Raw genomic sequence first — 14,600 nt, forward strand, 5'->3', positions numbered from 1 at the left:
AATGAAGAAAACAATCACCATAATAGGATCTGGCTTTGCTGCTTTAGCCGCCGCCTGTTACCTTGCACAGCAAGGTAACAAAGTCACCATTTATGAAAAAAACGACAGCATTGGTGGTCGGGCAAGACAGTTCAAAAAAGAGGGCTTTACCTTTGACATGGGGCCAAGTTGGTATTGGATGCCCGACGTCTTCGAACGTTTCTTTCATGATTTCAATAAAAAGCCGGCTGATTATTATGAGCTTATAAAGTTAAATCCTGCCTATCGCGTTTATTTTGGACAGCAAGATTTTGTCAATATTTACGACAACTTACCCGCGATAAAAGCCACTTTTGAAAACATCGAAAAAGGAAGTGGAACCAAACTACAGACCTTCATTGATCAAGCAAAAAGCAATTATGATATCGCCATCAAAGATTTGGTTTATCGCCCCGGGGTATCTGCCCTTGAATTAATTACACCCCAAACGATACTCAAACTAAATCAATTTTTTAGCACGGTAAGTACCGACATTAGAAAGCTTTTTAAAAATGAAAAGCTCATTCAAATTCTTGAGTTTCCCGTATTGTTTCTCGGTGCCAAACCATCAAACACGCCTTCTTTTTACAATTTCATGAACTATGCTGATTTTGGCTTAGGAACCTGGCATCCTAAAACAGGCATGTTTGATGTGATCAGAGGAATCGAAAAACTAGCACTAGAATTGGGTGTTACAATTACGACGGACGCTCCAATTGAAAAAATAATCATCGAAAACAAAGTCGCAACAGCCGTTCAAATTAAAGGAGAAATTATTAAATCAGATATTGTTTTAAGCGGCGCTGATTACCACCACACGGAAACCTTAATCGATAAAGAACATCGCGTCTATTCTGAAAAATATTGGGAAAGTCGGATATTTGCCCCTTCTTCTCTACTATTCTTTGTCGGTTTTAATAAAAAAATAGACAACTGTACGCATCATGCCTTATTTTTTGATGTCGATTTCGATGCGCATGCGGCTGCCATTTACGACGAACCAAAATGGCCTGAAGCCCCTTTGTTTTACGCCAATTTCCCATCAAAAACAGATATAACTGCAGCTCCAGAAGGAATGGAAAGCGGTTTTTTCCTAATACCTTTGGCTCCTGGAATAAAGGATACGCCAGCACTTCGAGACGAGTATTTCGACAAAATAATTTCTCGTTTTGAGCAGCTAACACAGCAAAACATAAAAAATAATATTATATTTAAAAGATCTTTTTGCAAAAACGATTTTGTCTCAGATTACAATGCCTACAAAGGAAATGCCTACGGCATGGCCAATACATTATGGCAAACTGCCTTTTTAAGACCGAAGCTCAAAAGCAAAAAAATCAAAAATTTATTTTTCACAGGACAATTAACGGTTCCTGGCCCAGGAGTTCCTCCCGCTTTAATTTCAGGAAAATTAGCAGCAGAATTAATTCAGCAATCCTTTAGATCGTAAAAAGATGAAATCACTCTTTGACAGCCTTTCTTTCGAATGTAGCAAAGTGGCAACCCAGCGCTATAGTACCTCATTTTCACTAGCGGTTCAAATGTTGTCCCCAAGCATTCGGGATGCCATTTACAGCATCTATGGCTTTGTACGTTTTGCCGATGAAATCGTCGATTCCTTTCATGACTATGATAAAGAAAACCTCCTCAACGATTTTGAACAAGAATATTACAAAGCAATGAAAATGGGTATTAGCTTAAATCCTATTCTCAACTCCTTTCAGCATACGGTAAAAAAATACAACATAACCGACGATTTAATTCAAGCTTTTTTAAAAAGCATGAAACTCGATCTCACCAAATCAACCTACCTCAACCAGTCCGAATACCAGGACTATATCTATGGTTCTGCTGACGTTGTGGGTTTAATGTGTCTGAAAGTTTTCGTTTCAGGAAAAGAAGCTAAATACGAGCAACTAAAACAAGAAGCCATGAGATTAGGGTCTGCTTTTCAAAAAGTCAACTTCTTGAGAGACCTAAAGGAGGATCAGCTCATTTTGAACCGAAATTATTTCCCAGGGATAAACCTTACTTCTTTTGATCAAAATACCAAAGCACTCATCATAAATGAAATTGAAGAAGATTTCAGAATCGCTTATCAAGGAATTATACAACTTCCCATTGAAGCCAAATTTGGTGTATATACCGCTTTCATTTATTACAAAAAGCTATTAAAAAAACTCAAAAACACCCCTCATTGGCAAATCGGAAATTCAAGAATCAGAGTTTCTAATTACACCAAAGCAGGACTTTTAGCGCAATCTTTCGTGACTTACAAACTAAAACTGGTCTAAACTTAATTTTTTAAACAACATCAAAATGTTTTCTTTCTTACTCTTTTTAGGCGTTTTTCTTTTCATGGAATGTGTCACATGGTTCACCCATAAATACATCATGCACGGACTTATGTGGTATTTTCACGCCGATCATCACCAACCCAAATACGAACATCATTTCGAACGCAACGATATTTTCTTTGTCATTTTTGCCACCCCCAGTATCATTCTCTTTTATTATGGCGTAGAAGGAGGATTCAATTACCTCTTTTACATTGCTTGCGGGATCACTTTATATGGCTTGTGTTATTTTTTAATTCACGATGTGTTGATTCACCAACGTTTTAAGTGGTTCAAAAACACCAAAAACAAATACCTCATCGGTTTACGAAAAGCCCACAAAGTACATCATAAACATCTAGGCAAACAAGATGGAGAGTGCTTTGGAATGTTATTCGTCCCCCTTAAATATTATAAAATTTAAAAAGGAGAGCACTCCAAATATTCTTTTCCATTAACATACTGCTCAGAGCACTCCACAAGAGCCCTACAACCACTAAAGGAAAATCACTTAAACCTCCAATTAAAAACACCTAGCTAAATCTGAAATAATGGCAAAACAAAAAGTAACTATTTTTTGGTTCCGACGTGATTTACGTTTAGAAGACAATACGGGATTATTCCATGCGTTGCAATCTGGTCTACCAGTAGTACCTCTTTTCATTTTTGATACTGATATCCTGGAACAACTTCCCAAAAATGATCCTCGTGTGAGTTTCATTTACGACAGTCTTCAACAGATCAATACTTGTCTTACTACTTTTGGCGCTTCTCTTTTAATCAAAAAGGGAAATCCCCTAGCGGTTTGGAAATCATTATTAAAAGAATATGAGATACAGCAAGTCTACTACAATAAAGATTACGAACCTCACGCCATACACCGTGATCAAGAAATTACCGCTTTATTAACACAACATAAGATACAAAGCTTTTCATTCAAGGACCATGTTATTTTCGAAGAAAAAGAAATCACCAAAGCGGACGGACTTCCCTACACTATTTACACCCCGTACAAAAACAAATGGTTGGACAAATACCTGCTTTCTGATCACAGTCAAACAAACGACAGCAAGACCCTATTAACTCACTTAACCCCTCACCTATACCCATTTCCGAGCTTAGCCGACATCGGATTTGAAACAAGCCCTATTAAGGTATTTCCTTACCAGTTAGCTCAGCTTACAAACTATCAGCAAACGAGAGATTTCCCTGCTTTAGACAGCACTTCTTATCTCTCACCACATTTGCGTTTTGGAACGGTCAGCATCCGAAAATTGGTACACTGGGCCAATAGGACAAACCAAACTTTCTTAAGCGAACTCATTTGGCGAGAATTTTTTATTCAGGCACTCTTTAACTTCCCCAAGTCAATCCAGCAAAATTTCAAGCCGGCTTATGACGGTATTCAATGGCGTAATAATGAAGTCGATTTTGAGCGATGGTGCTCAGGAACTACTGGTTATCCTCTAGTGGATGCCGGTATGCGTCAGCTTAACCAGACGGGCTATATGCACAATCGCGTACGTATGGTAGTAGCGAGTTTTTTATGCAAACATTTACTAATTAGCTGGCAGTGGGGCGAAGCCTATTTCGCCGAGAAACTACTTGATTTTGAATTGGCCTCCAATGTCGGGAACTGGCAATGGGCAGCTGGAACAGGTTGCGATGCAGCACCCTATTTCAGAGTTTTTAATCCCACAATCCAGCAACAAAAATTTGATCCAAAAGGCATCTACATCCGTAAATGGATTAAAGAATTCGATTTGGGCTATCCCCAGCCGATGGTTGATCATGCTTTTGCGCGAGATCGTGCTATTGCCACTTATAAACAAGGAATACTACCCAAACTACCCACTAAGAAATAGTAAAAATAAGGCGCTAATATTTTTGATAATTGGTCACCACTATCTTCGCTTTGAGATCAAACATCAAATTATAGAGTCCGAAAAAGGTCCTATTCATATAAATAAAATGTTTTGATCCACGATTTCCATTCATTTTTTTCAAGTTCGTATCGTTTGAAAAACGTTCTCCTAACTTGCCGATATTCTCAAAAAAAGTTTCGTCTGAAAAATCAAAAGTTTCCTCTTGAAATGGTTTGGTAAACAAGGATAATAAATCATGAAACATATCGGTAAAATAAGCTACTTCTGCGGCTAAATCATCTGGACGTAGAATCTCTAGCTCGAACAGCTTTTCATTGAAAAGGGCAGCGTCACTAATCACATTTTTGTTGATTAGCTCAAAATACGGCACATAAAAATCTTCTGGGATTTGTTTCATACATCCAAAATCTAAAGCAATCAGATGGTTTTGATCGTCCACCAAAAAATTCCCAGGATGCGGATCGGCATGTACCTTTCTCAGTACATGAATCTGATACATATAAAAATCCCACAGTGCCTGACCAATCTTATCTCCAATTTCGCGGTCTGTATTACTAGCGGTAAACTCGGATAGATGAATGCCTGTCATCCAATCCATCGTAATGATTTTCTCAGAGGAAAACTCCGGATAATACCTCGGAAATAGAATGTTTTCTATCTTACTACAGGCTGCAACCACTTCTTGACTCTGACTAAGCTCGAGTAAATAATTGGTTTCTTCAATAAGTTTATCTTCAACTTCTTTAAAATATTTGTCAGAATCTTTTCCTTGCAGATTAAACATTCGAATGGCAATGGGTTTGACCAAAGCCAAATCAGAAGAAATGCTATTGGCTACACCCGGATATTGAATTTTTACCGCTAACTTTTTACCGTTATGGACTGCTAAATGCACCTGACCGATGCTCGCTGCATTGACCGAATTGGCATTGAATTCATCAAATATTTCATAGGGCGTTTTACCAAAATTATTTTTAAACGTTTTTAAAACTAATGGGGCGGAAAGCGGCGGAACAGAAAACTGCGACAAAGAGAATTTCTCCACATAAGCCTGAGGTAAAAAATTCTTATCCATACTCAACATCTGTGCTACTTTAAGTGCACTTCCTTTGAGGCTTTTTAGACCATCATAAATATCTTCTGCATTGTTTTCATTTAGCTTATCACGAGTCAAATCCGAATTCACCATTTTCTCCGCATAATGCTTTATATAGTTCACTCCTACTTTCGCACCAGTTTGGACCAATTTACTAGCTCTTTCAATTTTTGAGGTCGGTATATAATCAATCGTTTTCATTATTTACTGTATATTTTTTCTTTAAATAGAAATTTCCCAAAGTCTAAAAGATGATTCATCGGTGCCACATTCATCAGTTCAAAAGAAGCGTTAACGGATTTTTCGATAAAAATATCGGTTTTCTCAAAAGCTGGTGAAGCATCATCTACCCAGAATTTCAGGGTCATCATCAATTGCAACCAAGCCGTTTCCTGAAGGGCTTTTTCTTGAAATTTTTGAAATTTTTCCTGTTCAAGTCTATAGTCGTCTGTCAAGATTTCAGCAACAAAATCTTTAAATGACTCACGAAGCAAACTAAGTTGCACTAGATTTTTGATTGGATTTTGATCGTATTTTAATACTTGTACAACATAACTCCTGTTGGCAGTTAACACCTCAAAGAAGGTGAAATAAAAACTCAACATTTTGTTTTTCATATCATAGTCCTGATACGCTACGTTTTTATGTAACAAATCAACAGTATTAGCAAAAAACAGTCTGAAAATTTCTTTTTCTAAACCTTCCATTGTTCCAAAAAAAGCATAGAATTCAGCTTCCATAAAATCATTTTCTTTGGCAAAATGAAAAACAGATTTTGGCTTGGTTCCCTTTTCTAAAACCTCATTCATATACATTGACACGATATCCTCTTTTGTGATATTCTTTTTTTTAGTGGTCATTTCATTAAAATTTAGAATTTGCCTTAAAGATAATCATTGTTTAATTATCTTTACTTGCCCCTAAACGGAATGCACTGTTAAATATATTATAAACTATCATGCTTAAAAATATTTTACTTACCGGGGGCACTGGATTCATTGGCAAACACCTTACCGATGTACTGCTTGCTAAAGGCTTCTCAGTATCTATTTTGAGTCGTTCAGAAAGAAAAAGCATCCCTTTGATCACGTATTACAAATGGGACTTGAAAAACAATTATATTGAAGAAGAGGCTGTTTTAAAAGCGGATTATATCATCCATTTAGCCGGGGAAGGTATTGCCGATAAAAGATGGACTGAAAAACGCAAAAAAATCATTTTAGAGAGTCGCATACAACCTATAGAACTGATTTACGACACCTTAAAAAAACACAACAAGACTCTCGAAGCTTTTATCTGTGCTTCAGCTGTAGGTATTTATGGCGCTACAACCAGCCATAAAATCTGCACTGAAAACACCCCAGCTGCCACTGATTTTCTTGGGAAAACTTGCCAAAATTGGGAAGAAGCCGTTGCAAAAATAGATTCACTAGGCATTCGGACTGTAAGACTCAGAACTGGAGTTGTCTTAGGCAAAAACGAAGGTTTTTTAAAAAAAGTAGCCCCTAGTTTTAAAGCGGGTTTTGGTGTCATCTTAGGCACTGGAAAACAATATTTACCCTGGATTCATATAGAAGATTTAGGTCAACTCTATTTAAAAGCAGTGCTTGATAAACAAGTACAAGGAGCCTATAATGCAGCCATTACCGACAACACCACAAACCTAAGATTATCTAAAATATTGGCTAATCTCTATGGCTACTCCATATGGCTTCCCAACATACCGACTTTTGTTCTTGAATTGTTTTTAGGAGAAATGAGCGCGGTAGTTTTAAAGGGGCAGAGAGTCTCTTCTGAAAAAATACAACAACAAGGTTTTGAATTTGAATTTACTGATTTAGAAAAAGCACTTCGCAATTGCTTGCAATAACGCTCATTTCATAATGCCATTCAAATCGGTCTGAACCGTTTTGGATATTTTGTTGGCTACTATAAAAGGGATCTTAATATTAAAATCGCTTACCGAAATCGGAAAATTAGAGGAGATCTGTATCCCATCAGGTACTCGTTTTATAAGCGCCTTTACATCAATTATTTTGGATTTCCCATGAAGATAAAGTTTGCCTTTTACCTCATATTCTTGGGCTTCTTCACTGATGTTTTTCATATCAAATTTTTCAATTTTACCTTTAAAAACAGCTTTTGGATAACGATGACTTTCGATATAATTGGTATTAAAATGCTCTTGCATTAAATCCATTTTAAAACGAAAATCTTTTATAACAACTGTACATATCAAGGTACTAGTCTCCGGTATCAAAACAATGATACCAGAATTATTTACCGCTTTTACTTCTTCGAATAAAGGAACTGACGCTTGAAAATTTACAATTGCCGAATTGGTTCTAAATTTTTCTTGAGCCAGTATGGAGAATGCGGTAAAAAGTAGCATAAATAAAGTAGTTCTTTTCATAATCGTCAGCTTTAAAAACAATTATGTCATTTGCTATTAGAAAACATCAAATGGCAGCAATCCGTAAAATCAGTAACCTAAGCAACATATTTAAAGTTACGAAATTTTCTGCCTTTTAGTTGACCACTATATGCTAAATATTTGTGAAAAGAAATCCCTAAATCCAAACCTTTAAACCCCACCTTAGAGAGGCAAAAAAGCACAAACTCATAACCTTAAACCGAAACTAGGAAATCCTAAAAAATAGCGGCTCCTACTAGGACTTGACTTTTCTTTATTTATCCCGCTACTGGGCTGCAAATCTCTATTAAAAAACCATCCTTGTCCCTAATATAAGCCACAACCTGACCCCAAGGCTTCTGTTTGGGAGCCGTTACCAATTTGGCCCCAAAAGAAAGGGCTTGCTGTACCACTTCAGCCACTTGGACAGTTACAAAACCCAATTCCATTGCAAAGGGTTTATCAGCAAGATCGCTTTCAATAAAACCCGCACTCAAGTTTTGCTGGGCTAATTTTTTTGTAGCGAAGGCTATCGTCGTTTCTCCTGTTGCTAATTCACCATAATCCTTCTCAGGGGTTACAAATTTTCTAGCAAAACCAAATGCATTTTCATAAAACACTATGGACTCCTCTACATTTTCAACGTATAAAATAGTATATCCAAATTTCACCATGACGCGCTTTATTTTTATTTTTTATCTATCCGATTTCCAACAATACGTTGTACTTCTCTAAACTAACCAAATCCTCAATAGAATTTACGTTGGACATCTTACTGTGCTCTTCTAATTCTTTTTTAGCTTCAATTTGCTTGATGCATTTTCTAAAGCGACGTACCTCATTTAGATTCGACAAAATAAGACCTGGAACCTTTACACTTTTCCCTTCACTATCTTTTGCAACCATAGTAAAATAAGACGAATTACAGTGTTTTATAGCTCCTGTCTGAATATTTTCTGCCTCCACACGTATACCCACCACCATGGAACTTCTACCTACATAATTCACCGAAGCTTTCATGGTAACCAATTCACCCACTTCAATAGGTTTTAAAAAATTCACCGTATCCACGGAAGCCGTTACGCAATAATGTCCTGAAAACTTTGAAGCACAGGCAAAGGCTATTTGATCCAGCAATTGGAGTACATAGCCTCCATGAATTTTGCCACTAAAATTAGTATGCGATGGCAACATTAATTCCGAAATACTTATTTTCGATGAAGCAACAGGTTTAAAATCTACAGTCATATGATATAATTTATAAGGTCTTTAAAATCTTTCAAAAAGATAAAAGTTAGTTAAGCAATTGATTTTCTTCGTTATTTGAGGCTCTGGATATAATATTTTCAGGAAGCGATTTTTTAGCCTTAGCCCCCATCTTTTTAAGTTTTTCCACACTGGAGACTAAATTACCTCTACCCTCTACCAACTTACTCATCGCACTTTCATACTCGGTTTTGGTATCTTTAATTTTGTTACCAATCTTTAGTAAATCACCAACGAAACCCTCAAACTTATCATATAAGGCACCAGCTTGTCTGGCAATCTCAAAAGCATTTTCTTGTTGCTTCTGATTGGTCCACATACTATCAATGGTACGCAACGTTGCTAACAAAGTCGTTGGGGTTACGATAACAATATTTCGATCAAATGCCTTATTATATAAAGTCGAATCTTCGTTTAATGCTATGGCAAAAGCCGGTTCAATAGGAATAAAAAGCAAGACAAAATCAGGGCTCTCCATCTGATACAAATCCTGATAACTCTTACCCCCTAGTTGCTCAACATGTCTTTTAATAGAATTGACATGCTCCTTGAGAAAACCTATTTTTTCAATTTCAGATTCCTCATTGATCCATTTTTCGTAGGCCGTTAAGGAAACTTTGGAATCTACTATCATTTTTTTACCATCAGGCAAGTTAATCACAACATCAGGCAAAACCCTACTTCCATCGTTGTTGACAAAACTTTGTTGTACTTCATATTCTCTACCTTTCTCTAGTCCTGATTTTTCTAAAACGCGTTCCAAAACCAATTCTCCCCAATTCCCTTGCATTTTACTATCGCCTTTTAAGGCTTTGGTCAAGTTTAAGGTCTCTTTGCTCATTTGCGCATTCATCTCACTTAAGCCCACAATTTGCTGACGCAAAGCAGCATGATAATCGATACTTTCTTTATGTGTTTGTTCCACCTTTTGTTCAAAACCCTGAATTTTATCTTGTAAAGGCAACAATATACTTTTCATGTTTTCACTATTTTGCTCAGTAAACTTTGCCGACTTTTCTTCTAAAATCTTGTTGGCCAAGTTCTCAAACTCTTTGGTGAATTTTTCTTGCAATTCGGTTATTTCTGTCTTTTGCTCTTTGTGGCGCTCCCATAAATTTTCAAAATCCACTTCTTTCTTAGAAAGTTGAATCGCTAAACTATCTTTCTCCGTTCGAATACTTTCTTTTTCAAGGTTCGATAAATGAAACTGTTTTTCAAAAACATTTCTATCATTTTCAAATTGTTCTTTTTGCAACTGTAATTGTGCTGTACTTGCCTTTAGTCTTTCCTCAAAACTTACTTTTTCGGATTGAAATTTAGCCGAATACAACATTTTCCCTAAGTATATACCTAAAAATAGCGCCACAACAAAAGCCAATAAAAGGGGAATTGATTCAAACATAATTCTTTTTTTAAGTAAAAGTACGTAATAATACCTAGTGTATAATTTTTTAGAAATGAAATCTCATCAATAATTTCTAATTCGACAGCTACTTTCAAAAGTAAGGATCACAGAATCAGTGAAAAGAAAAAAAAAGAAAAAAAACTATTCTTTCACGCAACCTTTTTAAACTAACTACATCTACACACTATAAACCTATTAAAATAATATCATGAAAAAATTACTGTTAAGCTTAGTTATAGCTTTTGGATTCAGTGCCTGTTCGCTTAATAATGACCAACCAAGTGTAGATTGTGGAGCCGTTACTGAACTTTCTTTTACGGGATTCCCTCTTTTATGCAATTACGCTGTTAAAACCAATCCAAACAACCCATTGGCCATTGTAGCAGGTTCAGAAGAAAATATGAACAACTATTTTACGAAACACGAAAATAGCTGTCCAAATCCAAGTAATCCCAATATTGATTTTACTCAAAATGTATTAGTTGGTATTTTTGCAGGTTTAAAACCAACTAGTGGTTATGCCATAAAAATAACTTCTATAGTGGAGAATAAATGTGAAATCTTAATCAACTATTACGAAAAAGCACCATTACCTGGTGAAGAGATATCACAAACTGCAACCTATCCTTCTGACTTCATTTTGATTCCTAAATCAAGTAAAACAATCCTTTTTAACCGCACTACAGAAACTCCTGACAATGTTGTCATCGGAAGTTTCAATAGTAAATGTGTTGGTCCTGACTGTCAAAAATTCTATCAATTAAACGATTTCAACATTCTTAAATTTCAAAATGTAGTAGCAGGTAGTTATGATTTTAGTCAATACGCCTATTCAGTAAAAACAAAAAGAAGCGAATACACTACTTTCTTGACTAAAGTTCCCGCTGAGATTTTAGCTATAAAAGGACAAACTAAAACCTATGGTACACCAGATTCTGCTGACCAAGGAGGTGTTTATTTTGAGTTACGCCAAGGGTCTACGGTTACTAAAATATACATCGACAACCACGATACTGACGATCAAAGCGCTGAAATAAAAGCATTCAAAAAAGAGATCCAAGATAAGATCAATGCTCAGCAATAACCCGATCATGAAAAAACTACTCATCCTTTTCATTGCCTTAAGCCCTATTTCATCAGCCTATTCTCAAGAATTAATGCTGAATCATTCTGGGCCTATAATCAGCACTTGGATCTGGCAAAAGTCGGTAGGCGGAACGAACAATCCCTATACGGCTACTCCAGCATCAATTGGATATAATAAAAAAGTAGTTTTTACTCCTAATGGAAAAGTGATCACGTATAAAAATAATGTAGAAATCAGAAACAGCAACTATGTCATTGAAAAAGGCATTAGCGTTTTTGATCATCAAGAGCATGATTTACTTACTTTTGAAGGAAGAACCTACGTTATTGAAAATGTTGACAATCAAAACCTAAGTCTAGTCACCAATAATGAAGATGGCGCACGCGTCCTTTTCAAAAGGTAACTTTATTAGTATATAAAAGCTATTTTTGCAAAACCAAAAAACCAAAAAACAAAACAAACCATTTTTGAAAGACGATTTAGATATATATATAAAACAATGCATTCAAAATAAACGAGAGGGACAACTGAAAATATATCAGTTGTTCTCTCCTGTTTTATATGGTATTTGCTTGAAGTATATGAAAAACGAAGACGATGCCAAAGATGTTTTTCAAGAGGCATTCATCATTGTTTTTCAGAAAATAAGTCAATACAAATTCGAGGGCAGCTTTGAAGGTTGGTTAAAACGAATTTTCATAAACAAACTCATTGAAACCTTAAATAAGAAAAAGAAAGAAAGCTTCTTTTTAGATGTTTTTGATCCTGATACCGATTTTGTCGAAGAAGAAGAACTAAATACCATTCCAATAGAACAAGAAAAGTTATTAGAATATATTCGAGACTTACCTGATCAATACCGAACGGTTTTTAACTTATTTGTTTTTGAAAAGATGAAACACAAAGAAATCTCCGAATTATTGAAAATTTCAGAAGGGACATCAAAATCAAATCTAAACAGGGCCAAGCACATTTTGCAAAAAAAAATATTGAGCATAAAAAATTTTAAAACAGCATGAAAAAACAAAATATAGAAGATCTTTTTTCATCAATGGAAAACTTTTCAAGTGTTCCACCGCCTGAACTATGGGGCATGATTGAAGAAGGATTGGACAAGCCAAAAAAGAAAAAAAGAGCTATTCTTTGGTGGTCAGCTGCGGCATGCTTATTAGTAGGCCTGTTGCTTCCTTCTGTTTTATATTTTACAACTGATACAACCATCAGTCCCCTAAACAACGTTCCCACCGAAACAGGAACTGTTGTTCTAGGTCCAAAAAGTACACCATCGAACGATTCTAAAACAAGTACACCCCAACAAAACAACAGTAATCAACCTACGGTTGATCCCATCAGTACTCAAAAAAAACCTGGTGTTATTGATCCTATTTTATCCACTAAACAACAACATCAAGAAACGGTGGTTGCTCAAGTTGATTCAAGATCAACTACTGAAAAAAAATCAAAAAATAAATTTACAAAACAAACAACAGTTGCTACTGGCCAAACAAACGGTTTTTATTCCTCTTCAAAAAATGGAGCATCAAACTCCTTATTTGAAGATAAATTTCGTTCTAATAAAGGGATCGCTCAAAACGATTCTAACAGTAGTTTGACTTCCAAAACAAACCCTACACAGCAACTAACAAACGAAAGTTTATTATCACAGCACAACAATGCTAGTGATCAAAAAGCAGATAGCAAGTTTACTACTGCATTAAGCAAAGAAGATTCCCTACAGTTGGCTGAACTTGAAAATCTGGAAAAAGGAATTCTAGCTCCAGCACACAATTCCGCTAAAGAAACCAAATCCACTTCTTCAGCTGAGAAATGGGCTCTTGAAGTTTTTGCCGGTTTATCTGGTTCTGAAAATTACAAAAACGATAAAACCCTTGGAAGTCAGAATGATTCTAAGCAGAGTAATACCTACGGACTAAAAACAAAATATAAGCTCAATAAAAAATGGGCGGTGAGTTCTGGTTTAAAGATCAATCAATTAGGTCAAAGTGTTGCCAATGTTACCTACATCAACACTAAGAACAATGGCTTTATGACATCTAATGATTATTTCAATCAAAACGCAACCACTAAAGCACCGCAAATCGCCACCAACAGCAACTATGTGTTTGTTTCTCAAAATGCGACACAGGCATTCAAAGCGAATACGGTCACAAACTCTAACTTGGAAAACGGCAACTTGGATCAAAGTCTGCGTTATATTGAAATGCCTCTGGAAGTTTCCTATGCTATTTTCAGTAAAAACAAAGCCAGTATTAGTTTGAATACAGGAGGTTTTGTAGGTAAGTTGATTTCGAATAACGTCTCTTTAAATGGCAGTTCCATTGGGGAGAATTTAAATGCGAACGAGTACGTATACGGTTCGGTATTAAGCAGTACTTTGCAATACCGTGTGTACAAAAAGACAAATGTTTTTGTAGAACCAGCTATGAATTATTATATCAATCCTTTGAATAATCAATCGTTCAATCAGTTCCAATGGGGATTGAATCTTGGAATGAATGTTTCTTTCTAATATGGCTACCCAAAACACTTGGACTGACCAAGATGCATTACCCACTGATTTGATTCTAGCCAAAGCACAGGTCTATGATTGTTGTGACTTTGTCCTTACCCAACCCTACCCTGAGAAGGAAAGTGGGGAGTATAACGCTTATCGTTTTTACCTGAACCAAAAAGCGATTTGTTACAGAAAATCCAAAATTACACCCACCAAAACGGGTCAATTCGTTACGGTGTACAAACGCCTTCAAACAGGCATTATTGCCCCATTTGATGTTACTGATTCCATTGATTTTGTTATTATTAGTGTTTTAAAAAATGGCTTATTTGGACAATTTATTTTTCCAAAAGCCGTTTTATTAGCCAAAGGCATCTTTTCAACAAGCAGCAAAGAAGGAAAACGAGCCCTAAGGGTGTATCCCCCTTGGGACCAAACAACAAGTAAACAGGCGAAACAAACACAACTATGGCAATTGGCATATTTCTATGAAATCACAGCCAACACTGATTATAGTATCGTAAAGAATTTAGTAAGTCAAGACACTTAAGCCCAAAACTGCACGCAAAAGAACAACC

The 14,600-nt window shown here is 36.0% G+C and carries 16 protein-coding genes; 10 read left to right on the top strand and 6 right to left on the bottom strand.

Annotation, left to right across the window (positions count from 1 at the left end; all coding sequences use genetic code 11):
- Nucleotide 1: 1 nt before the first annotated feature.
- The 4 genes from crtID (at nucleotide 2) to AC51AA_RS09770 (ending at nucleotide 4,219) form a co-directional block, all read left to right on the top strand.
- Nucleotides 2-1,468, top strand: a complete 1,467-nt coding sequence (gene crtID / locus AC51AA_RS09755) for a bifunctional phytoene desaturase/3,4-desaturase (protein WP_500701916.1) — start codon at nucleotides 2-4, stop codon at nucleotides 1,466-1,468.
- 4 nt (nucleotides 1,469-1,472) lie between these two features.
- On the top strand, nucleotides 1,473-2,312 hold the full coding sequence (locus AC51AA_RS09760) for a phytoene/squalene synthase family protein (protein ID WP_500701917.1): 840 nt from the start codon (nucleotides 1,473-1,475) through the stop codon (nucleotides 2,310-2,312).
- A 25-nt stretch (nucleotides 2,313-2,337) separates the two neighbouring features.
- Nucleotides 2,338-2,778 (top strand): sterol desaturase family protein, encoded by a 441-nt coding sequence (locus AC51AA_RS09765; protein WP_500701918.1) that lies wholly within the window; start codon nucleotides 2,338-2,340, stop codon nucleotides 2,776-2,778.
- Nucleotides 2,779-2,905: 127 nt separating this feature from the next.
- Complete coding sequence (locus AC51AA_RS09770; protein ID WP_500701919.1) at nucleotides 2,906-4,219, top strand: cryptochrome/photolyase family protein; 1,314 nt, start codon at nucleotides 2,906-2,908, stop codon at nucleotides 4,217-4,219.
- 13 nt (nucleotides 4,220-4,232) lie between these two features.
- Here AC51AA_RS09770 and AC51AA_RS09775 read toward each other — a convergent pair whose 3' ends face one another.
- Nucleotides 4,233-5,537 (bottom strand): ABC1 kinase family protein, encoded by a 1,305-nt coding sequence (locus tag AC51AA_RS09775; protein ID WP_500701920.1) that lies wholly within the window; start codon nucleotides 5,535-5,537, stop codon nucleotides 4,233-4,235.
- Entirely contained in the window at nucleotides 5,537-6,196 is a 660-nt protein-coding gene (locus tag AC51AA_RS09780) for a TetR family transcriptional regulator C-terminal domain-containing protein (protein WP_500701921.1), read from the bottom strand. Before AC51AA_RS09780 ends, AC51AA_RS09775 begins: the two co-directional genes overlap by 1 nt.
- 98 nt (nucleotides 6,197-6,294) lie before the next feature.
- On the opposite strand from AC51AA_RS09780, the gene AC51AA_RS09785 reads away from it, so the two are divergent.
- The gene (locus AC51AA_RS09785; protein ID WP_500701922.1) at nucleotides 6,295-7,206 is read left to right on the top strand and encodes a TIGR01777 family oxidoreductase; all 912 of its coding nucleotides are present in this window, start codon (nucleotides 6,295-6,297) and stop codon (nucleotides 7,204-7,206) included.
- 3 nt (nucleotides 7,207-7,209) lie between these two features.
- Here AC51AA_RS09785 and AC51AA_RS09790 read toward each other — a convergent pair whose 3' ends face one another.
- The 4 genes from AC51AA_RS09790 to AC51AA_RS09805 all read right to left on the bottom strand — a co-directional run bounded on the left by AC51AA_RS09790 (nucleotide 7,210) and on the right by AC51AA_RS09805 (nucleotide 10,417).
- A complete protein-coding gene (locus AC51AA_RS09790) occupies nucleotides 7,210-7,749 on the bottom strand; it encodes a YceI family protein (RefSeq protein ID WP_500701923.1) in 540 nt (179 codons plus the stop codon).
- Nucleotides 7,750-8,027: 278 nt separating this feature from the next.
- Nucleotides 8,028-8,423 (bottom strand): VOC family protein, encoded by a 396-nt coding sequence (locus AC51AA_RS09795; RefSeq protein ID WP_500701924.1) that lies wholly within the window; start codon nucleotides 8,421-8,423, stop codon nucleotides 8,028-8,030.
- A 25-nt stretch (nucleotides 8,424-8,448) separates the two neighbouring features.
- The gene (locus tag AC51AA_RS09800) at nucleotides 8,449-8,997 is read right to left on the bottom strand and encodes an acyl-CoA thioesterase (protein ID WP_500701925.1); all 549 of its coding nucleotides are present in this window, start codon (nucleotides 8,995-8,997) and stop codon (nucleotides 8,449-8,451) included.
- Between the two features lie 46 nt (nucleotides 8,998-9,043).
- Complete coding sequence (locus AC51AA_RS09805; protein WP_500701926.1) at nucleotides 9,044-10,417, bottom strand: DNA recombination protein RmuC; 1,374 nt, start codon at nucleotides 10,415-10,417, stop codon at nucleotides 9,044-9,046.
- Between the two features lie 211 nt (nucleotides 10,418-10,628).
- Here AC51AA_RS09805 and AC51AA_RS09810 point away from each other — a divergent pair, with 211 nt between their 5' ends.
- The 5 genes from AC51AA_RS09810 (at nucleotide 10,629) to AC51AA_RS09830 (ending at nucleotide 14,572) form a co-directional block, all read left to right on the top strand.
- Nucleotides 10,629-11,504, top strand: a complete 876-nt coding sequence (locus AC51AA_RS09810; protein ID WP_500701927.1) for a protease complex subunit PrcB family protein — start codon at nucleotides 10,629-10,631, stop codon at nucleotides 11,502-11,504.
- Between the two features lie 7 nt (nucleotides 11,505-11,511).
- Complete coding sequence (locus AC51AA_RS09815; protein ID WP_500701928.1) at nucleotides 11,512-11,910, top strand: hypothetical protein; 399 nt, start codon at nucleotides 11,512-11,514, stop codon at nucleotides 11,908-11,910.
- A gap of 64 nt (nucleotides 11,911-11,974) precedes the next feature.
- Nucleotides 11,975-12,526, top strand: a complete 552-nt coding sequence (locus AC51AA_RS09820; RefSeq protein ID WP_500701929.1) for an RNA polymerase sigma factor — start codon at nucleotides 11,975-11,977, stop codon at nucleotides 12,524-12,526.
- Nucleotides 12,523-14,037, top strand: a complete 1,515-nt coding sequence (locus AC51AA_RS09825) for a hypothetical protein (protein ID WP_500701930.1) — start codon at nucleotides 12,523-12,525, stop codon at nucleotides 14,035-14,037. The genes AC51AA_RS09820 and AC51AA_RS09825 overlap by 4 nt, the downstream gene beginning before the upstream one ends.
- Nucleotides 14,024-14,572, top strand: a complete 549-nt coding sequence (locus AC51AA_RS09830) for a MepB family protein (protein WP_500701931.1) — start codon at nucleotides 14,024-14,026, stop codon at nucleotides 14,570-14,572. Before AC51AA_RS09825 ends, AC51AA_RS09830 begins: the two co-directional genes overlap by 14 nt.
- The last annotated feature ends 28 nt before the right edge of the window (nucleotides 14,573-14,600 follow it).

The sequence above is a fragment of the Flavobacterium sp. OHVDL-2026-0007 genome (assembly GCF_059882335.1).